16 protein-coding genes are annotated in these 19834 nt (G+C 70.1%); 3 read left to right on the plus strand and 13 right to left on the minus strand.

All coding sequences use genetic code 11. The features are described from left to right. The first annotated feature begins 72 nt into the window (after positions 1-72). From ACFWY5_RS53985 to ACFWY5_RS53995, 3 genes are read left to right on the plus strand one after another with little or no spacing between them, the layout of a single operon-like run. Entirely contained in the window at positions 73-864 is a 792-nt protein-coding gene (locus ACFWY5_RS53985) for a hypothetical protein (protein ID WP_379610650.1), read from the plus strand. Between the two features lie 9 nt (positions 865-873). Continuing rightward, a complete protein-coding gene (locus tag ACFWY5_RS53990) occupies positions 874-2748 on the plus strand; it encodes a fumarate reductase/succinate dehydrogenase flavoprotein subunit (RefSeq protein ID WP_379639751.1) in 1875 nt (624 codons plus the stop codon). Continuing rightward, entirely contained in the window at positions 2745-3500 is a 756-nt protein-coding gene (locus ACFWY5_RS53995; RefSeq protein WP_379610652.1) for a succinate dehydrogenase/fumarate reductase iron-sulfur subunit, read from the plus strand. The genes ACFWY5_RS53990 and ACFWY5_RS53995 overlap by 4 nt, the downstream gene beginning before the upstream one ends. A 364-nt stretch (positions 3501-3864) precedes the next feature. Here ACFWY5_RS53995 and ACFWY5_RS54000 read toward each other — a convergent pair whose 3' ends face one another. The 13 genes from ACFWY5_RS54000 to ACFWY5_RS54060 form a co-directional block, all read right to left on the minus strand. Beyond that, a complete protein-coding gene (locus tag ACFWY5_RS54000; protein WP_379610653.1) occupies positions 3865-4971 on the minus strand; it encodes a hypothetical protein in 1107 nt (368 codons plus the stop codon). Between the two features lie 113 nt (positions 4972-5084). Next, positions 5085-6329: a hypothetical protein gene (locus ACFWY5_RS54005; RefSeq protein WP_379639752.1), complete on the minus strand. Its 1245-nt coding sequence runs from the start codon at positions 6327-6329 to the stop codon at positions 5085-5087. Positions 6330-6388: 59 nt separating this feature from the next. Continuing rightward, a complete protein-coding gene (locus ACFWY5_RS54010) occupies positions 6389-6778 on the minus strand; it encodes a (deoxy)nucleoside triphosphate pyrophosphohydrolase (protein WP_379610655.1) in 390 nt (129 codons plus the stop codon). Continuing rightward, positions 6775-7872 carry an NlpC/P60 family protein gene (locus ACFWY5_RS54015; RefSeq protein ID WP_379610656.1) on the minus strand — a complete coding sequence of 366 codons (1098 nt, stop codon included), beginning with the start codon at positions 7870-7872 and terminating at the stop codon, positions 6775-6777. The genes ACFWY5_RS54010 and ACFWY5_RS54015 overlap by 4 nt, the downstream gene beginning before the upstream one ends. Continuing rightward, positions 7869-8495 carry a hypothetical protein gene (locus tag ACFWY5_RS54020; protein ID WP_379639753.1) on the minus strand — a complete coding sequence of 209 codons (627 nt, stop codon included), beginning with the start codon at positions 8493-8495 and terminating at the stop codon, positions 7869-7871. The genes ACFWY5_RS54015 and ACFWY5_RS54020 overlap by 4 nt, the downstream gene beginning before the upstream one ends. Before the next feature lies 1 nt (position 8496). Next, complete coding sequence (locus ACFWY5_RS54025; protein WP_379639755.1) at positions 8497-10725, minus strand: type IV secretion system protein; 2229 nt, start codon at positions 10723-10725, stop codon at positions 8497-8499. Beyond that, entirely contained in the window at positions 10722-13199 is a 2478-nt protein-coding gene (locus tag ACFWY5_RS54030) for an ATP-binding protein (protein WP_379610659.1), read from the minus strand. Before ACFWY5_RS54030 ends, ACFWY5_RS54025 begins: the two co-directional genes overlap by 4 nt. A gap of 47 nt (positions 13200-13246) precedes the next feature. Further along, positions 13247-15778, minus strand: a complete 2532-nt coding sequence (locus tag ACFWY5_RS54035) for a TcpE family conjugal transfer membrane protein (RefSeq protein ID WP_379639756.1) — start codon at positions 15776-15778, stop codon at positions 13247-13249. Between the two features lie 59 nt (positions 15779-15837). Next, positions 15838-16131, minus strand: a complete 294-nt coding sequence (locus ACFWY5_RS54040) for a hypothetical protein (RefSeq protein ID WP_379610661.1) — start codon at positions 16129-16131, stop codon at positions 15838-15840. Between the two features lie 47 nt (positions 16132-16178). Next, positions 16179-17003 (minus strand): conjugal transfer protein, encoded by an 825-nt coding sequence (locus ACFWY5_RS54045; protein WP_379610662.1) that lies wholly within the window; start codon positions 17001-17003, stop codon positions 16179-16181. Between the two features lie 548 nt (positions 17004-17551). Continuing rightward, positions 17552-17908, minus strand: coding sequence for a hypothetical protein (locus ACFWY5_RS54050; RefSeq protein ID WP_379610663.1), 357 nt, complete (start codon positions 17906-17908; stop codon positions 17552-17554). Positions 17909-17981: 73 nt separating this feature from the next. Beyond that, positions 17982-19058 (minus strand): redox-regulated ATPase YchF, encoded by a 1077-nt coding sequence (gene ychF, locus ACFWY5_RS54055; RefSeq protein WP_379610664.1) that lies wholly within the window; start codon positions 19056-19058, stop codon positions 17982-17984. 11 nt (positions 19059-19069) lie between these two features. After that, complete coding sequence (locus ACFWY5_RS54060; protein WP_379639757.1) at positions 19070-19657, minus strand: hypothetical protein; 588 nt, start codon at positions 19655-19657, stop codon at positions 19070-19072. Between the last annotated feature and the right edge of the window lie 177 nt (positions 19658-19834).

Here is a 19834-nt window from a genome sequence, read left to right on the forward strand (position 1 = left end):
GACGCCGCGCGCTCAGCGACTCGAACCCGGACCCCAGGCGAGCAGGGTCCGCGGGAGGTGGAGAGGTCCGCGATGACCCAGACGACGCCTGAAAGCCCGGTAAGGAGACAGCGCGCGCAGATCAAAGTGCGCACGCTTCGCACCGATAACTGGTGGCTGGCCCCGCTGCTGACCTTTCTCGGGCTCAGCTCATTCCTTGTCTACGGCGTGTGGGCGATCTTCGACGGCAGCTACTACTACGCGCCGAGCGAGTACATAGCCCCGTTTTCGTCGCCGTGTTTTGCGACATCCTGTCCCGAGGGCGCCCGCTTCCTCGGGCTGGCGCCCTTCGGCGACTGGTACACCCTGCCGCCCGGCCTGCTGATCCTGGGCCTGCCCGGCGGTTTCCGGCTCACCTGCTACTACTACCGCAAGTCCTACTACCGCTCGTTCTGGCTTTCGCCGCCGGCGTGCTCGGTGCAGGAGCCACACGGCAAGTACACGGGTGAGACCCGGTTCCCGCTGATCATCCAGAACATCCACCGCTACTTCTTCTACGCGGCGATCGCCATCGGCCTGATCCTGGCCTACGACGCGGTCCTCGCGCTCATCCACACGCCGACCGGGCTCGGCACCTGGATCCTGATCCTCAACGCGGTGCTGATCAACCTGTACACGCTGTCCTGCCACTCGTGCCGGCACATCACCGCCGGCCGCCTGAACCACTTCTCCCGGCACCCGGTGCGCTACAAGGCCTGGACATTCGTCTCGAAGCTCAACGCCAAGCACCAGCCACTCGCGTGGGCCTCGATGTTCTCGGTGATGGGCGCCGACCTCTACGTCAGGCTCGTGGCCAAGGGCATCGTCAACTTCCCGTTCGCATAAGGAAAACCTGTGGAAATCGAGCGTCACGAATACGACGTCGTCGTCATCGGAGCGGGCGGCGCCGGGCTGCGAGCCGCGATCGAGGCCCGGCAGCAGGGCAAGCGCACGGCGATCGTCTGCAAGTCCCTGTTCGGCAAGGCCCACACGGTCATGGCCGAGGGCGGCGCGGCCGCCGCGATGGGCAACGTCAACTCCGACGACAACTGGATGGTGCACTTCCGCGACACCATGCGCGGCGGCAAGTTCCTCAACAACTGGCGGATGGCGGAGCTCCACGCCAAGGAGGCCGCCGACCGCGTCTGGGAGCTGGAGGCCTGGGGCGCGCTGTTCGACCGCACCAAGGACGGCAAGATCAGCCAGCGCAACTTCGGCGGCCACGAGTACCCGCGCCTGGCCCACGTCGGCGACCGCACCGGCCTGGAGCTGATCCGCACGCTGCAGCAGCGCGTCGTCGCCCTGCAGCAGGAGGACCACGAGACCCACGGCGACTACGAGGCCTACATCAAGGTCTTCCAGGAGTGCACGGTCACCCGCCTGCTCAAGGACGGCGACGCCATCTCGGGCGCGTTCGGCTACTGGCGCGAGACCGGCAACCTCATCCTCTTCGACGCGCCCGCGGTCGTCCTGGCCACCGGCGGCATCGGCAAGTCCTACGTCGTCACCTCCAACTCCTGGGAGTACACCGGCGACGGCCACGCCCTGGCCCTGCTGGCCGGCGCCAACCTCATCAACATGGAGTTCATCCAGTTCCACCCGACCGGCATGGTCTGGCCGCCCTCGGTGCGCGGCATCCTGGTCACCGAGTCGGTCCGCGGAGACGGCGGCGTACTGCGCAACTCCGAGGGCAAGCGCTTCATGTTCGACTACATCCCGGACGTCTTCAAGGACAAGTACGCCACCACCGAAGAAGAGGGCGACCGCTGGTACACCGACCAGACCAACAACCGGCGCCCGCCGGAACTGCTGCCCCGTGACGAGGTGGCCCGCGCCATCAACGCCGAGGTGAAGGCGGGCCGCGGTTCACCCCAGGGCGGCGTCTTCCTCGACGTCTCCACCCGCCTGCCCGCCGAGGAGATCAAGCGGCGGCTGCCGTCGATGCACCACCAGTTCAAGGAGCTGGCCGACGTCGACATCACCGCCGAACCCATGCAGGTCGGCCCCACCTGCCACTACATCATGGGCGGTGTCGAGGTCGACGCCGACACGGGGGCGGCGGCCGTACCCGGGCTGTTCGCGGCCGGCGAGGTCTCCGGCGGCATGCACGGCTCCAACCGCCTCGGCGGCAACTCCCTGTCCGACCTGCTGGTCTTCGGCCGCAGGGCCGGGCTCGGCGCGGCCGAGTACGTCAACTCGCTCCCGGCCCGCCCCGCGGTCGCGCAGGAGTCCGTCGACGCCGCCAAGGCCGAGGCCCTCGCCCCGTTGGAGCGCAGTGGCGAGAACCCCTACGAGGTCCACCACGAGCTCCAGCGGACGATGAACGAACTAGTCGGCATCATCCGCAAGGCCGAGGAGGTCTCCGAGGCGCTGGAGGTCGTGGAGAAGCTCAAGGAGCGCGTCGGACTCGTCGGCGCCGCCGGCTCGCGCATCTACAACCCCGGCTGGCACCTCGCGCTCGACCTGCGCAACATGCTGCTGGTCTCGGAGTGCGTGGCCCGCGCGGCACTGCTGCGCCAGGAGAGCCGCGGCGGCCACACCCGCGACGACTTCCCGGGCATGAACCCCGAATGGCGCCGCAAGCTCCTCGTCTGCGCCACCCCCGACGGCGCGGCCGTCACCGTCGAGGAGAAGGTCCAGCCGCCGATGCGCAAGGACCTGTTCGACCTGTTCGACCTGGGCGAGCTGAAGAAGTACCTCACCGAAGAAGAGCTGGGGAACGCAGAATGAGTTACAAGGCGAAGTTCAAGGTCTGGCGCGGTGAGGGCGGTGAAGGCAAGCTCGAGGACTTCACCGTCGAGGTGAACGAGGGCGAGGTCGTCCTCGACATCATCCACCGCCTCCAGGCCACCCAGGCCCCCGATCTCGCCGTCCGCTGGAACTGCAAGGCCGGCAAGTGCGGCTCGTGTTCCATGGAGATCAACGGCAAGCCGCGCCTGGGCTGCATGACCCGGATGTCCACCTTCGAGGAGGACGAGACGATCACCGTCACCCCGATGCGGACCTTCCCCGTCATCAAGGACCTGGTGACGGACGTCTCGTTCAACTACCAGAAGGCCCGCGAAATCCCCAGCTTCACCCCGCCCGCCGACGTCCGGCCGGGCGAGTACCGCATGAAGCAGGTGGACGTCGAGCGCTCGCAGGAGTTCCGCAAGTGCATCGAGTGCTTCATGTGCAACAACGTCTGCCACGTGATCCGCGACCACGAGGAGAACAAGGCCGCCTTCGCCGGCCCGCGCTTCCTGATGCGGATCGCGGAGCTGGACATGCACCCGTATGACGTGGCGGACCGCCAGGACTCGGCACAGGAGCAGCACGGCCTGGGCTACTGCAACATCACCAAGTGCTGCACCGAGGTCTGCCCGGAACACATCAAGATCACCGACAACGCCCTGATCCCCATGAAGGAACGCGTCGTAGACCGCAAATACGACCCGCTGGTGTGGCTGGGCAACAAGATCTTCCGCCGCCCGAAGTCCTAATCTCTCATCTCCAAAAGCGCCCGCCGCCCCATGACGGCGGGCGCTTTTCCGCGCCTTCAAGCCGATGATCTGTTACGGCAAGCCGCCCCCACGCCACCCACCGCCGCTGGCTCACGTGTCGGGGGGATCGCTTCTCACGCCGGACAAACGCACCCCCGCCACGGCGCACCCTGCCCCGCCAAGTGGTCAAGGCTTCGAGGCTTGTCCGGCCAGCGGGGCGCGCGTTGCGGTGGGCGGCCATGTGCGGCCTGCCTGCCGTGACCCTGGAATGTCCTCAGCCACGTACGGCGGGTGGGGGTGGGGCGGCTGGCCGTAACGGATAAAAGCTATGAAAAGCCTTGGAACTGCACGAACAGAAAGAAAACTAATCCCTGCGGAAAAGATCCTCGTCGCCGGGCTCGGCGGCGGAGCCGGGGGAGAGGGGCATCTCGCGGGTCGCGTCGTACGGGCCGGAGCCGCCGGACGGGATGTCGGCGGGTGGGGCCTCCGGCGGGACCAGGGGCTCGAACGCGCCGCGCACCTTGTCGTCGTCCGGCTCGTGGCTGTAGGAGTCGAACTCGTCCGGGTGCAGCACCACGGGCTCGGGCGGCGGCTCGGGGGTGGGGGGCTGCTGCGGGTAAGGCTGGGTGTAGGTGCCCGGGTCCTGGTAGGCGGGCTGGTTGGTCGGGTACGTCTGTACCGGCACGAAGCTGATGATCGGCGCATACGCCGTGCCGCCCGGATATCCGGGGTAGCCCTGCGGCGGATGCGGGCCGCTCGGGTGGGCGCCCGGGTAGGCGGTGTACGCGGGGCCGGCGGGGTAGCCGTGGGGGTCCTGGACGGGGCCGGCCTTGCGGACCGCGGCGGCGTGGGCCATGCGGCGGAGCCTGCCCTCGAAGATCAGTACGGCGAACAGGGTCAGCAGCACCAGAACCAGCGCCGGAATGCTCAGCTTCTGCGTCAGCGTCCGCTGGTCGAACTCGGGAGCCGCGTTCCGCAACTCCAGCTGCTGCGACTCCTCGGTGGGCTCCTCCGAGACCGGCGGGGTCGGCGACGTCGTCGTGGGCGGCTGCGAACCGGCCACCGTGGGCAGTTGCACCGGGGCCTCGGTCGTCGGCTGCTCCGCGGAGGGCGTCGGGACCGGGACGTTCGGCGAACTGGGCACGATCGGCTGCGGCTGGCTCGCCGGGCTGGACGCCTTGGGCGTGGGGGTGCTCTTGGGCGTCTTCGTGGGTTTGGGGGTCGGGGACTTGGTGACGGTCTTGGTGATCGTCGTCTCCGGCTGCTCAGGCTCCGGCGATTCGGTCACGGTCTGCGTGATGGTGACCTCGGGGTCACACACCTCGCCCGCGTCACAGCCCTCGATGGGCGGGGGCTCTAAGGCGTACGCGGACGCGCTGGCCGCCTGGATGACGAACGGCGAGACCGCCGCCCCGGTGAGACCGAGAGCGAGGAACAACGCGGACACGGCCGTCGCTCGTGTGCGTGCCACCGGTGCCCTCCGCGCCATCCCGGAACCATGGTCAAGGGAATACTAGTCAGGTCAAAGTAACAGTAAAGCCCTGTTCTCCGATGTTGTCACGCTGTGACCTGGGCTGGAACGGTTCAATGCTGATTTTCGGCGATCCTGCGGCGCTGCCCGCGGGCGACGAACCACAGCGCGACCAGCAGAACCGCGATCCCGCCTGCCGCGACGGACAGGCCGCGGTGACCGGTGAGCAGGTTCATGGGCTCGGTGGTCTCGAACGTCTTGGCGGCCACCGCGATCTGCCGGGGCAGCGGCACACCGGCGGCCTCCGTCGTGGCGGCGGACGCGGGAGCGACCTTGGGCAGCCGGATGTTCGGGTCGTTCCACAACCCCTCCGGCCGGGCGGAGGCGACCTGAGCGGGGCGCGGCCCGACATAGGGGCTGACGTTGCGCGGGGCGACATAAGGGCCGGCACTGCGCGGGGCCGCGTTCTGGGTGGCGTTGCGCGGGCCGACGTTGGTGAGGGCGCCGCGTGGTCCGGTGTACGAGCTGCGCGGCCTGGCCTCGTCCCCCTTGCCGGGTCGCTGGGCCTGGGCGGGCTTGGCCATCGGGGTGGGCAGCGGGATCACCACGGTTTCCGGGGGCGGCGCGGCGGCGGGCCGGGGCATCGGCCCGGTCCCCACCGGGGTGCGGGCGCTCCCGCTGAGCGTGGACACGCCGCCGCTCCCCCACACCTGGGCCACCGCGGCCAGGACGACCTCGTTCACCCCCTGCGGCACCGTCAGACGCACGTCCACGGCCCGCTCCCCCGACACCTTCCCCAGCCTGCACACCTCGGCCCCACGCGCCGCCACGCCCACGGCGGGCGTCGGCGCGGTGCCGGGCGTCAGCGTCCCGTCCACCTGAGGCACGCCCAACGCCCCCGCCGCCCTGCCGTCCGCCGAGCCGTCGTCCGCCGGAGCGCTCCCCGACGACACGAGAGGCGCCCCAGACACTTGTGAAGACACGGCTCCAAGCGCCTCAGGCGCTCCTGAAGGCGCGGCGGCGGGCACCCCAGGCGCTTGTGCGGGCGGTGCGGCGATCACCCCTGGGTCACCGGTGGCGGGGCTCCGGGGCGCGCAGGTGACCGTGGACAGGGCTTCGCCCGGACTGGCGGCCAGAGCGAGGCGGGCGTCCTGGGCGTCGCCGGCGAGCCGTACCCGGAAACGCAGGACATCCCCGGTCCGCACCCACGCGCCGATGTCGTCGGGGTCGCCCACGCGGTCGAAGACCAGAGCCACCTCGCCGGCCACAGCCGCCGACGCGGCCGACAGAGTCCCGAGGATCAGGGCACCGGTTCCCACCGCCACCGCGACCCCACGGGATCGCCTGCGCTCGAACATGACGGTTCCCCCCGAATGCGGACACACCTAGTAGTGGTTATGTCACAGAACGGAGTCGCCTAATCCTGTCCGAGCAGATCCGCCACAGCTTCCATCACCGGCAGGTCGGCGCCCAGCCAGTCGACGGCGAAGTACTCCTCCGGTCCCAGCCACCGCAGCGCCAGGTGTTCCTTGGCCACCGGCGTCCCCGCCTCCAGCGCGGCCAGCCACACCCGCATCACGTACCCGGGCGAAAGCGGCCAGTCACCGCCCACCCGGCGCCCGACGGAGATCTCGACCCCGAGCTCCTCCCGGCACTCGCGGACCAGAGCCTCCTCCTCGCCCTCCCCCGGATCCACCTTGCCGCCGGGGAACTCCCATCCTCCGGCCAGCGCCGGCGGTTCTGCGCGCTGGGCGGCGAGCACCCGCCCGTCCGAGACGATGACGGCGGCCACCACGACGATGCTCATAGGGCCGCATTCTCCTGCTTCTTCAGCTGATCGAGGACGGCGGGGTTCTGCAGTGGCCGGGTGAAGCCCATCAGCGTGTCCCGCGTCTGGTAGCTGGTCACCTTGATCGGCCCGCACAGCCGGCAGCGCGCCTCGATCATCTTCCCCTTGGAGACGACCATGCCGACGTGGCCGGGGTTGTTGGGGCCGGTTCCGGGGCCGGCGTTGAAGAAGACCAGGTCGCCGGGCTGCTCGCTCCCCTGTTCGATCTTGATTCCGAACGGCCACTGGCCGAACGTGGTACGCGGGATCGTCAGGCCGACGCTGCGGTAGGCCATGAAGATGATCCCCGAGCAGTCGAAGGCGTCGGGTCCCGTCCCGCCCCAGAGGTACGGCTTGCCCCGCTGATCCAGCGCGTAGGAGAGGATCTTGGCCACCACGTCGGTCGGCGCCGCCTGCACCAGGGGCTCGTCGCACTGGGGGTCGGCCTGCGGGGGCAGCTTCACCTCACCGGACTTGGCGTACTTCTTGGCGATGGCCTCGACCTGGTCCACGTACCACCAGGCCCGGTTGTAGACGAACAGCGCCCGCCGTACGTTCTCCGGAGCCCCGTTGCGCTTCAGCATCCGCGCGGCGCCCAGGATGGCGTCGGCGGGGTTGTAGACGTCGGCGATGCCGTCGCCGTCGCCGTCGGAGGCGTAGCCGTTGAACTTCGACGGGATCGGGATCCTGGCCTTGCCGCCCCACGTGCTGATCAGGAACTGCATCGGCCCGGCGGCGCCGGCGTAGTTGGTGCCGCTCTTGACGCCCTGCAGGTTGGAGCGGCCGTGGTCGGTCTCGCGTTTGCCCACGGCGGCCAGGATGTTCCACTGGACGCCGATCTTCTTGCCGTGCTTCTTGTACAGCTCCAGCAGGTCGGGCGGGATGTCGGAGGAGCCCGAGTCGGAGACGTCCTCGACCTGGGCGTCATCCTCGCAGTCGGTGGTCGTGGAGTTGCCGATGAAGGACGGCATGCCGGGCATCATCATCATCGGCGACACGATGATGACGCCGAGAAGCAGCAGGCCCGCCAGGCCGACGGCCAGGCCGATGCGGGCGCGTGAGGAGACGTTCACCCTTCGGGGTCCCCGTCTTGGCCGTCCCCGGCCGGCTGCACGTCGAAGACCCGCCAGTCGTTGCCCACGGGCGTGAGCGTGACGGCGAGGTCCTCGGCGCGCTCGCTGGTGCCCGACTTGCCGGTGAGCTTCTGCGTGCTGGTGACCACGAAGATGATCGAGGTCGCGCCGACCTGCCTGATCTCCTTCATCTTCGCCGTGGCGGTGGCGACCGTCTGCTCGGTCTTGTTCTGCTCGATGGTGCCCGGCGAGGTGAGCGCCTTGGTGAGGAAGGCGGCCAGCTCGCCGGTGGTGAACACCTTGACCCGATCGGCGTAGACGGACGGGTCCTCGTCGTAGCGGAAGGAGCCGTAGCTGGCGGTGAACCGCTCGGCCAGGTCGGCGGCGGCGGCCAGTTGCTGCCTGCTCATCGGCAGGTAGTCGTAGATGTCGAACGGCGCGTCGCTGGCGGTGGCCAGCGGCTTGCCGGTGACCGGGACGCTCGGCGCCGCGCTACCGGTCGTGGCGGTCACGGGCGCCGGGTCGGAGTCGCCCGGCCACATCGTCACATAGAGGCCGACCGCGGCCACGACCGCCACGATCGCGACGAAGATCACCCCGCGCTTGTCACCTGACTGCGCCATCTCAATCCTTGTCGGGACTATTGGGCTTCAACCAGAACGGCACCGACGGCTCGTCACCGCCTCGGCCACTGCCGCTCTGCCGGGTCGGCAGCCAGAGCGGGGGCGGCTCCGAGCCGCGCGCCTTGGGCACCTCGGCCGAGTTCCGGCCACCGGATCCGCCCCCGAAAATGCCGCCGCCCGACGAACCACCGGACCCGCCGAAGAAACCGCCGCCGCCCGAAGAGCGGCGCTCGGTCGAACCACGCCTGCTGCCGGACGAGCCGCCGCCGAACAGCCCGCCGCCGCCGGAGCGCGAACCGCCCGAGGACGTACGCGAACCACCGGAGCGTGAGCCCGAACCGCCGCGCGGCGCCCAGCCGCCACCGGACCGGCCGCCGAACCAGCCGCCGCCACCGGAACCACCGGACGCCGAACCTCCGGAGCCGCCGCCGCTCGTGCCACCGCCACCGCCACCTCCGCCACGGCCGCCGGAGCGGGGGGTGCGGGTGGGCGTGCCGCCCAGGTTGAGCGGCGGCGCCGAGCCGGTCCTGGCGGCGGGAGCCGTACGGGCTCCGCCCTTGCCTGGCTGGTCGGTGTTGAGCGGTGCGGGGGTCGCGGGCATCCGGTTGCCGGACGGCGTGCCGTTGCCGTTACCGTCGCCGCCCGCGGTCGCGCGTGCCGCGGCCGCTCCGGCCGCCGCGCCCGCGGATCCGGCCGCCGCCGCCTGAAGCACCGGCTCGGCCTTGCGTACGCCCCAGTTCTTGACCTTGTTGGCCGCGACGGGAGGCAGCACGGTCGCCGCCTGGTTCAGCACCGGGGCGGTCGTGGCGTCGCCGAGCATGCGGGTGGTCAGCGTGTGCCCGTTCATGGAGGCGAACAGGTGCTGGAACGGCCGGCGGTAGAAGTAGACCGCGAGCGTCAGCAGCGCCATGAACAGGATCTGCATGCCCCAGGGCAGCGCCGAGGACATGATCAGCGCGTAGCCGTAGACCAGGACACCGAGCACCAGCGCCAGTACGGCCTGCCGCAGCAGAGTGCCGATCAGCATCTCCACCCAGCGCATGGCGATGATGCGCCCGCTGCCCGGATGCACGCCGATCAGCAGGAAGATCGGCCCAAGGATGAGCAGGAGCAGGAAGCTGACCTTCAGTACCAGCAGCGAGACCGCCACCAGGAAGATCAGTAGACCGGCGACCAGAGCGGCGATGAGCGCGCCGATGGCCACGCCGACCCTGCTGGTCCACTCCTTGCCCTGGAAGACGAAGTAGCGCGGGTCGCCTCTGAGCTTGTCGGCGTACTCGGCGTACTTGGCCTGGTGGGCGCCGTTGTCCCGGCTGCCGCTGGCCATCTCGGCGGCGTCGATCGTCTGGATCTCCAGCATGGCCCGGCCGTAGTCGCGCACGATCGGCTGGTTGGGGTCGGCGGTGCCGAACATGCCCATCAGCCACGGCTTGCAGACCAGCGTGGACCAGAGGGCGTCGGCGTTCTGGTCGACCGTGGGCGTGCCCGTGTGGGCGTAGCCGCCCGCCTTGACCTGCGGGCTCGTCTGGCCTGGTCCGGGCAGGCAGGAGGTGCCGCCGGAGCCGGGCAGGCCGGAGAACGCGGAGTTGACCACCTCGCCGGTCTTGTCGGTGACCACCTTGCCGAGCCCGGTGAAGTCCTGCGGGCGGCTGAAGAACCAGGTGGCCACGGTGACGGCGAGGATCATCCAGATGACGCCCTCGGTGGTCGTGGTGGCCCGCTTGCGGATCAGCCCGTACCAGGCCAGCCAGATCGCGCCGAGGATGACGATCGGCCGCAGGTAGGGCCAGTACATGGCTTCCGACAGGTTCGTGACGATGTCGTCGACGACGTCCTTGATCGCCTCCAGCGGCCCCTCGGTGGCGGCCGCCTGGTACGTGGTGATCGTCAGCCGGTCGATCGCCTTGGCCCACAGGAACACCTGGTTGGCCCAGGAGTTGCCGATGAAGGAGCCGAAGTCGCAGCCGATGTCGTAGGTGTGCCAGAACTGGCCGCTGGTGCCGAACTGCTGGTAGTTGGTCGTCGGCGCGGCGGGCGCCGTACTGCTGGGCGCGGGGGGCGAGAGCAGCCCGTCCACGCCGCCGCCGACCAGCTCCGGCGCGAGCGTGCCGGAAAGATCACACGGAGCAGCGGCCGCGGGTGACGCGGCGCCGGCGATCGCGGGCAACACGATGATGCCCGCGAGCAGCGCCAGAGCAACCGCCAGCCGCCTGGCTAGCCGGACCTTCATGACCGCACCTCCTGCGCCCTGCTGCCCACTCCCCCTTGAAGATCATTCCCGCTGTCGCCGGGTTTGTCATGCGTAGGATTCGTGTCGAGCCAGCGCAGTAGCTCTTCAGAGATCAGGTCTACTGCAATGCGTCCCGCCCTGCCATCCAGATCGCGGAATACGCATTCGCCGTTGCCCAGCGAGCGCAGCACGGCCTTGTGCTCCTCCGAGGGGTCCACACCGAGCAGCGCCATCACGTGGTCGACCTCCACCCGTTCTGTCGATCGGAAGGCGAAGACCGACGAGAGGCAGTTGGTCACCTGCTCGTTCAGCAGGTCGCCGGCGTTCTGCGAGACCAGGACCAGCGCCGTGTTGCGGGAGCGGCCCATACGGCTGACCTCGGGCACCAGCTTGGCTCCCTCGGGCGTGGAGGTGATGGCCCACGCCTCGTCCAGGAAGATCGCCTTGGGCGCCCTCCTGTCGAGGCTGTTCATGAGCCTGCGGGCGAACTGGGAGACCAGGTAGAGCAGGGCCACCGACAGCCGCTGCTCGTAGGAGTAGTCGTCGCGGCCGGTGGCCACGTCGGGCAGCGTCAGCCCGCCCAGCGTGAACACCGTCGTCCAGCCCTCGGTGTCGATCTGCTCGCCGCCGGACGGGTCGAAGCAGAGCCGGGCCAGGTGCATCTCCGACATCGAACGGAGTACCGCGCCCAGGTTCTTGGAGGCGGCGTCGTCGGACTGCTCCAGGTAGTCCACGACCTTGCCCAGCGACGGGTCCGGCGCGTTCGAGACCGCGGCGACCGCCTGGATCATCGCCGACTCACGCTCCTCGGACATGCGCGGCAGCAGCAGCCGCAGCGTCTCGGTCGCCATCGTCTTCTTGGCCGCGATGTCGTCGCCGAAGGAGAACGGGTCGAGCAGGCCGGGCGCCGCCGAGCCCAGCGGGATCATCCGGGCCTTGCGCCCGCGCTTCTGCAGCAGTTGCACCAGCGAGTCGGCGTCGCCCTTGGGGTCGATCACCGCCACCGTGACGCCGCGCAACGCCATCTGGTAGATCATCAGCAGCGCCAGCGTGGTCTTGCCGCCGCCGGGCTCACCGGTGATCGCGATGGCCGTGGGCCGGTTGCGCATCGCCGCCACGAGCGGGTCGAAGTGCACGATGCTGCGCGCCCTTCCCACCGTCTCCCCGATGTACGGCCCGAGCCAGCCGGAAACCGGATCCTCCATCCGGTCGCCCAGGTCGACCGTGGCCGTGGCCATGCCGCCCGCGATCGTCCGCAGGGGCTGGCGTTGCGCGTAGGCGTTGACCCGCACCTTCTCCCCCGGCAGCGTCTCGCAGAACAGCGAGAACTGGTCGCCGGTGGAGTTGACCACGTCGATGCCCATGTCGCGGTAGTGCTCGACGACCGCCTCGACCCGTTGCACGCAGATCTCCTCGGTCGGGGCGCTGATGATCAGGCGGTGCCAGCCGTACACGAAGGGCAGGCGCTCCTTGGTGATCCCGTGCTCCAGCATGCGGGCGGCGTCGATCTGCTCGGCCAGCGCGATCGGCGCCTCTGCCCCCGCCTCGCGGATGTGGATGTCCATGTCACGGGCGTGCGCGAGCTTGCGCGCCACGTCCTTCGAGGCCCTGACCGGCGGGATCAGCCGCATCCTGCTGGAGATCTCGACCGGGAACGGCAACTGGTCGGAGAAGTGCATCCACGGCTCGCCGTCCGGGAACGGCATCAGGTCGGGAAAGCGGGCGAACGACAGGTGGGCCACATAAGAGTCACCCTGCGGCTGCACCATGCGCAGCAGCGACCTGCCGTTGCGGATCTCGCCCTCGACCAGCGACTCGATCTCGCCCCTGCCCCAGCGGCGGCGCGGGCTGGCCGACGGCGGCGGGTCGCCGAGCGAGCCGGACGCGGCGTGCTGGAACAACCACGCCACCTCGGTCGAGGTGGCGTGCCGGGCGTAGAGTGCGCTGGATGCGAGTGCTCTGCCCAGGCGTTCCGCCTGTTCGGTCCATCTGCTGATCTCGCTGTCCGGCACGTGGTCGTCGTCGAGGCCGAGCACCTTCTCGGTGCGCTGGTAGAAGCCGAACAACTGGGCCAGGACTCCCTGCCCGAGCTGGCGGCCGCGGGAGCCCAGCCGTACCCCGATGTAGACCTCTTTCGACCAGAAGTCCTTCGCCCAGACGTGCCGGTACATCTCCTCCAGGTAGTCGCGCCAGCCCGCCCCCTCGTCGGAGGTGCCGTTCAGGGCCATCGCCCACTCGGCGGCGGGGTACGTGCGGTGCGCCACGCGCAGGTGCACCTCCGCGTCGGGCATCCTGATCGCCGCCAGCGCGATCGTGATGTTGGTCGCCAGAGCCTCGCGCTCCTCGGGGGTGACGAACTCATAGCTGACCGTCGGAAGCCGGAAATAGGCCCATGCGTTGGAGTCAGTGAGCAGGATGCGGTCGTCGAAGTAGCGGACCGCAAGACGCTGGTGCGCTCGCGACGCCCTGCTCATGCCGCCCCCTCGGCGCATGAACGGGCCTGACCTGCACGCATGTTCACTTAACGCTCACCGATTCTCGTGCCCGGGGGGTCACTCGCCAACTCCTCTTCGCTCGCTCGGACCGTCTGTGCCGCGAAGCCCGCCACCACGACCCCAGCGAGGGCCAGATAGGCCCGCCGCCCGGCCGCGCGCAACTGCCCCGGATCGACGGCGTCGACGCCGTCCGGCGCCAGCTCGTCCTCCCAGGGGACCCGGACGATCGCCCGGCACCTGCCACGGGCCACCGCCTCGGCCTGCTCGACGTCGGCCATCGAGCGCCTGCTCACACCGTTGACCACGATCACCGCGCGCCTGCGCAGATCGGCACAGCCGTGGCCGTCGAGCCATTCGAAGGTCATCGCCACCGCCTCCGACGCCTCCTCGCTCGCGGGGACGACGAGGACCAGCTGGTCGGCGTACGGCAGGACGCGGGCGGCCAGCGCCGCGGCCGGATCGATCACGGCGAGCTTGTAGTGGCGGTCCAGCAGGTGAACCGCCTGACCGAGCCGGTGGTCGGAGAACAACGTCCGGTCCGACATCCGCTGCTCGGCCCCCGCGTCGGTGTCCGCCCCGATCACCTCCAGCCCCGAAGAGGTACGGCTGGTGTAGCCACGCATCGTCAGATACCCGCTGACCCGGTCGAGCCCGGACAGCAGGCTGGCCAGCGTCTCGGGGGACTCGGGCTTGATGCGGCTGGTCAGGGTGTTGGCGCCGGTGTTGGCGTCGACGGCCACCACCCGGTCGTCGCGGATCTTGGCCAGGGTGTGGCCGAGCATCAACGCGGTCGTGCTCTGCCCGGCGCCGCCCGTACACCCGAGCACCACGATCCGGCGGCTGCCCCCGAACACGGCGCGGGCGCGCGCCTCGTCGATCTCCGACCCGTCGGTCCTGGGCCCGCCACCGCCGACCACGACCTGCGCGATGCGCCGCCAGCCGCCGGAGTCCCGCCCGACGACGGACTCGACCCGCCGCACCCGCCCGTCACCCGTCCTGGGCCCCGGCACCCGCTCGTCCTGCCCCTCACTCGGCCGCACCGCCTCGGCCCGCTTCCCCCCGGGCCCGCCGACCTGCTCGGCCCCCGCGGGGTGACCGGCGACGGGCAGCCCGGCGGCCGGAAGCCCCGCACCGGGCTTGCCGACCGGCTTCGCGTCCGGCTTGGACACGGGGTTCGCGACCGGCTTGGCGACCGGGCTCGTCACCGGCTTGGCGACGGGGTTGGTGAGAGGGTTCGTGACCGGCTTGGGCTCCTTGGGCTCCTTGGGCTCCTTCGCGGACGGCCAGGCGGGCTGGCCCCCTGGCAACGGCAGCGGAGCGCCCGGCCTGGGCGGCTGTCCCTTGCGATGCTGCAACCGCGCCTCGTCCGGAACCTGCTCACCCGGCGCCTCGGGCCGCGGCGGACCTTGAACAGCGTCGCCCTGTGCGGCACCCGGGTCCGCGGTGGCCGCGAGCCGCCGCAACCTGCGCAACGCCTCGGCATCGATCGGCTTCCCCGCCGCGACGCCCTTCTCCGGTACGCGCCCAGCCCCGGCAACCTCGCGACCCGTCCCAGCAACCTCGGGGCCAGCCACATCCTGGCCAGACGCCCCAGCCGCTGTGGTGTCCTCCCGCACCGCCTCCAGCCGCACCGTCTCCGGGCGTGCCGCTTCAGGGCGTGCCGTTTCGGGATGGGCAGCATCAGGGCGGGCCGCTTCGGAGTGGGCAGAGTCGACGCGGGCCGTCTCGGCGTCTGCCACCTGCGGACGGACCCCCTCCAGGCGCACCGGTTCCAGCCGTCCCGCCTCCGGTCGCACCATCTCCGGGCGCACCATGTCTGGGCGTACCGGCTCCGGGTGTGCCTGTTCGGGGTGGGGTTGCTCGAAGGGGTCGGCGTGCCGTACCGGAATCTCGGCGGGGCGCTTGGTGGCGCGTCTCGACCCGGGCGCGCGCTGGGGCTCTTCGGCCCGCACGGGCGGGTCGGCGGCCGGCTCGGCGGGAGAGAGCTGGGCGGTGGCCAGGGCCGGGGCGGTACCGCGGCGGCCCGGTGTCGCGGCGCCCCAGCGGGTGGGCGGGGTGGCGACCGGCGCGGACGTCGCGGCGGCGGCCGCCGCGGCCACGGCGGGGCGGACGGAACGGACGGAGGGCGCGGGGGCCGTGGCGGGCTTGCGCATCGCGTGGCGGGCCTTCTTGGGCGCCTTCGCCCGGACGGGCAGCACCCGCCACACCCGGCCGGAGAACGTCACCGCCTCCGGCTCGGCGGCCGGAGCCATGCGGGTCCAGGCGCGCGGCTCGCCCATGTAGCGCAGTTGCGACTGCATGACCTCGGTCAGGCGCTTGTTCTCGATGACGGGGCGGGTGGACAGCCAGGTGACGATGCCGGGAGGCACGAGGTAGACCACGTGCCACGGAGTCTCGAACGGCAGGCCGACGATGTAGAGCAGGAACGACCACGGGGCCAGGACACCGGCGAAGATCCCGATCCAGACGATGGGGAGCGGCGTCGGCAGCCGTAGGTCGTACAGCTTGTAGAGCCGCTTCTCAATTCGCCAGATATTGGTATACGTGGGCAGGTCCACGCGGTCCTCCTCTCCACCCGCTCGCTCGTTCAATGACCGCCAGGGCCCGGGTTCAACCCTTACTTGATACCCAGAGCCCCAGCGATCGCCTTGGCCGTGACTTCGATGATGTTGGGAACGTAGAAGATCACGCCGATCCCCACAGCCAAGATCAGGAATTGCACGAATCTCGTGATCTCGCGGGTGAAGAGGAAGAAGAGCGCGACCACGGAGACGACGACGAGGAAGAGCGGGGCGAAGAAGCCGCGCAGGAAGTTGGCGAGCCCCGAGGTGTCGGGGCCCGTCGGTGCGGGCGAGGGCGTGAGCGCCGCCGCCAGGTCGATCAAGTTGAGCACTACGGTCTTCAAGATCACTTCTTGTCCTCCCGGGGGGTGCCGATCAGCAACGCGAGTGTGTGCGTCTATCCAACGGCCCGACCGGCGCCACGGATGTCCTGGACGTACCACTTGTCGCCCTGCTTCACGACAGTGAGGCGATAGGCCTGCTCGAGACGGCCGCCGACCGCGTTGGGGTCGGCGGTCGGTTCGGCCGACGGCGTCGCACCGGTCGGCACGACCCACACCACCTCGGCCTTGATCTCTCTGGTGGCACCCCCCACAGGCACCACGACACTCTTGAGCTCGCCGAAGGACAGCGCCCCGCCCAGGTCGGGCAGGGTCTCCCCCGCGACGAAGTAGCGCTTGAGCGACTGGGTGTCGCCCTGCGCGTAGGCCTTGAAGAAGGCTTCGAGCTGAGGCTTGAGCTCCGTCTGCGCCGCCTCGTCGCCCTCGGGCCCGGCCACCTGAGGCAGGTCGGCCGCGCCGGGAGCGGGCAGCAGGGCGGGCCTGCCGGAGACGACGAACTTCCGCCCGCCGTCGTCACCCGAGTAGTAGACCGGCACGGACAGCAGCAATCTGCGGTTGCCCGTCTGGAAGACCACCGAGACCACCGCGTTCTTCGCGTCGGTGACCTCGATGGTGTACGGCTGGATGCCGACCGCGCCGAGGCGGCCATAGCTGTCCCAGCCGAACTGCGGGTCGGCGCCGTCGGGCAGGAAGGCCGCGAGCTTGCCCGCCCTGCTCGCCGCCTCGGCCGCGGTGAAATTCAGGTAAACGCCGGCGAACTGCGCGGCGAAGGCGGAGGCCTGGTCGCTGGGGAATCCCTGCGCGACCTGCGAGGTCTCATTCGCGGCCGGGGTATTCGACTGGGTGGCCCGCTCGAATAGGGCACGAACCCCATTCACCACGATAACCACAATAAGCGCCCAGAGAATGGCGCGGCCGGCCCAGACCAGCCAGCGTCCGCCACCGCCCGACCAGCGGCCACGCCGCGGCCTGGTGGCCGGCGCGCCGAAGTCAGCCGTTTCAGGGCGCGCGGAAAGGTCAGGGTCGCCAGAGGTCCGAGGACCGTGCTGGACGGTTGACCTACGAGCCATCACGCCTCCGCTCGCGCCCGTCCCCCCGGCTGGCGCGGTGTCGTCCGTTGCCGATCCCCATCATCCGTGGTGAAGGTGTCACCTTATCCGGTCCCGCCAATTGTTCCAGGAAAGCCACGCCCATGCTGCAGGCATCGCCGCTCGGGGGCAAACCGAGTCCGTATGACAGGACGGAGTGCCGCCTCCTGTCCCTTTCCTGTGGAATTGGCATTCGACCAGGCCTGATGGGCGCCGCCCATTACCCAACGGCCAGAGATTGCTGTCCAAATGGCGCGGGGACTGTCCCGATCTGCGCATTTGGTATAAGACGCGACAAACCGCACCCCGAGCGGAGTGCGGTCTGACGATCTTCGCGCTGGTCAGGCGGGCTCAGGATCCTCCGCCTGGCGACGCCCGTGCAACTCGACGACGTTGCGGCCACGAAGGTCGATGACATTGCGCCGGGAGCCCCGGTCGATGGCCCGGTCGATGGCTCTGTGCCGGGGCAGCGCGCGCTCCAGCGAGTCGCGCAGCCCGGCAAGGATGTCCGCGGCGTCCGCGCCGTGCAGGCGGGCGGCGGCCTCGGCCCGCTCATCGACCTTCCTGCGCAGATAGGCCTCGCGGTTGACCCGCAGGCCGTACATGAGCTCAACCCTGAGCAAGGCGAGCTCCTCCTCCGTGCTGATGCCGGTCAGCGACGGCGTGGGGCGTCGTTTGCGAAGTATGCGACGGATCATCAGGCCCTCCCGAGTCAGCGTGAACGCCGTGACGATTCGACGCATGAGCGCCGGGAGGGGTTGACGTAGATGGTCAAACGTTGAAGCGAAACTCGACGACATCACCATCGCGCATGACGTAGTCCTTACCTTCGATCCGGGCCTTCCCCGCCGACCGGGCATTGGCGATCGAACCCGCACCGACCAGGTCACCGAAGGAGACGATCTCGGCCTTGATGAAGCCGCGCTGGAAGTCGGTGTGGATCACTCCGGCCGCCTCTGGGGCGGTGGCGCCCTTCTTGATCGTCCAGGCCCGCGTCTCCTTGGGACCGGCCGTCAGGTACGTCTGCAGACCCAGCGTCTCGAAGCCCACCCGAGCGAGCTGCGACAGTCCGGACTCCTCCTGGCCGACCGACTGGAGCAGCTCCAGGGCCTCCTCGTCGTCCAGCTCGACCAGCTCGGACTCGATCTTGGCGTCGAGGAAGACCGCTTCGGCCGGAGCCACCAGCGCGGACAGCTGCTCGCGCAGGGCGGGGTCGACGAGCTCGTCGGCGTCGAGGTTGAACACGTAGAGGAACGGCTTGGCCGTCAGCAGGTGCAGCTCGCGCAGCCCCTCCAGGTCCAGCCCGCTCTCGAAGACGGTCTTGCCGGTCTCCAGCACCTTGGCCGCGGCCTCCGCCGCCTCCAGCGCGCTCTTCTTGTCCTTGTTGGTACGCGCCTCCTTCTGCAGGCGCGGGATCGCCTTCTCCACGGTCTGCAGGTCGGCGTAGATGAGCTCGGTGTTGATCGTCTCGATGTCGCGCTTGGGAGAGATCTCGCCGTCGACGTGGGTCACGTCGGGATCGGCGAAGACCCGGATGACCTGGCAGATCGCGTCGGTGTCGCGGATGTTGGCGAGGAACTGGTTACCCCTGCCCTGCCCCTCGGAGGCGCCCCGCACCAGGCCCGCGATGTCGACGAACTCGACCTTCGCCGGGAGGATCCTGGCCGAGCCGAAGATCTCGGCCAGCTTGGGCAGCCGGTCGTCGGGCACGCCCACGATGCCCACGTTGGGCTCGATGGTGGCGAACGGGTAGTTGGCCGCCAGCGCGTTGCCGGTCTTGGTCAGCGCGTTGAAGAGCGTGGACTTACCGACGTTGGGCAGGCCGACGATGCCGATTGAGAGGCTCACGTCGGGTGAGTTTACTTGCTCACAAGGTGCAAGCAGGTCACCGGGCGAAAGGCGCCGCGAGCGCGCAGATAGCGGTCCGAGCCTTGGGGGCAGCCCCGGGCCGAGGTCCCGAACGAGGTGACGCGGGCCCAGGCGCGCGGCGACGAGCACGGTACGCCCGCGATGGCCGACCGCATGACCACGCCCTTGCCCGGCTTGGCCACGCACATCCCTTCGGCCAGGACGTTCCCGCCCCTGCCGAGGCAGACGACGCCGTCCCTGAGCGCCAGGGCGTCGAGGGTGGCCGCCGGGCAGGCGTCCGCTTCGCCGGTTATGGCGACGGCTCTGCCGTACCAGCTGGAGCTTGTGCAGGGACGCTCGCGGCCGTCCAAGGCCACGCAGTCGCCCGCGCGCAGCACGCCGCCGCCCGCGCCCGCGCGGCCGGGGTGGGGCTCCAGGAACGCGCGCACGCAGGCGGTACGGCCCCGCCCCACCCGCACCACCTCGTCGGTGTCGTCGGGACACCGGCCGCGGCCGGGCGGGTCGGCGGCGAGCGTGAGGACCTCGGCCTCGCCCCTGACGCACGGGGCCAGCGCGAAGCGGGCGCCGTCGCGGCTCACGCAGGCGCCGGGCGACCACATCAGCGTCTGGCGGGGCGACTGGGCGAGTGGGGGCGGCGCGGGCCCCGAGCGGCCCCCGAATGGCCAGCTCGCCCCGGCGCGCCCGACCGCCGCCCCCCCCCCGGTTGCGGCGAGCGAGACACTAAAAACCGATACAGTTGCCAAAAGGGTAATAAT

This window comes from Nonomuraea sp. NPDC059007 (assembly GCF_042740555.1).
GTDB lineage: Bacteria > Actinomycetota > Actinomycetes > Streptosporangiales > Streptosporangiaceae > Nonomuraea.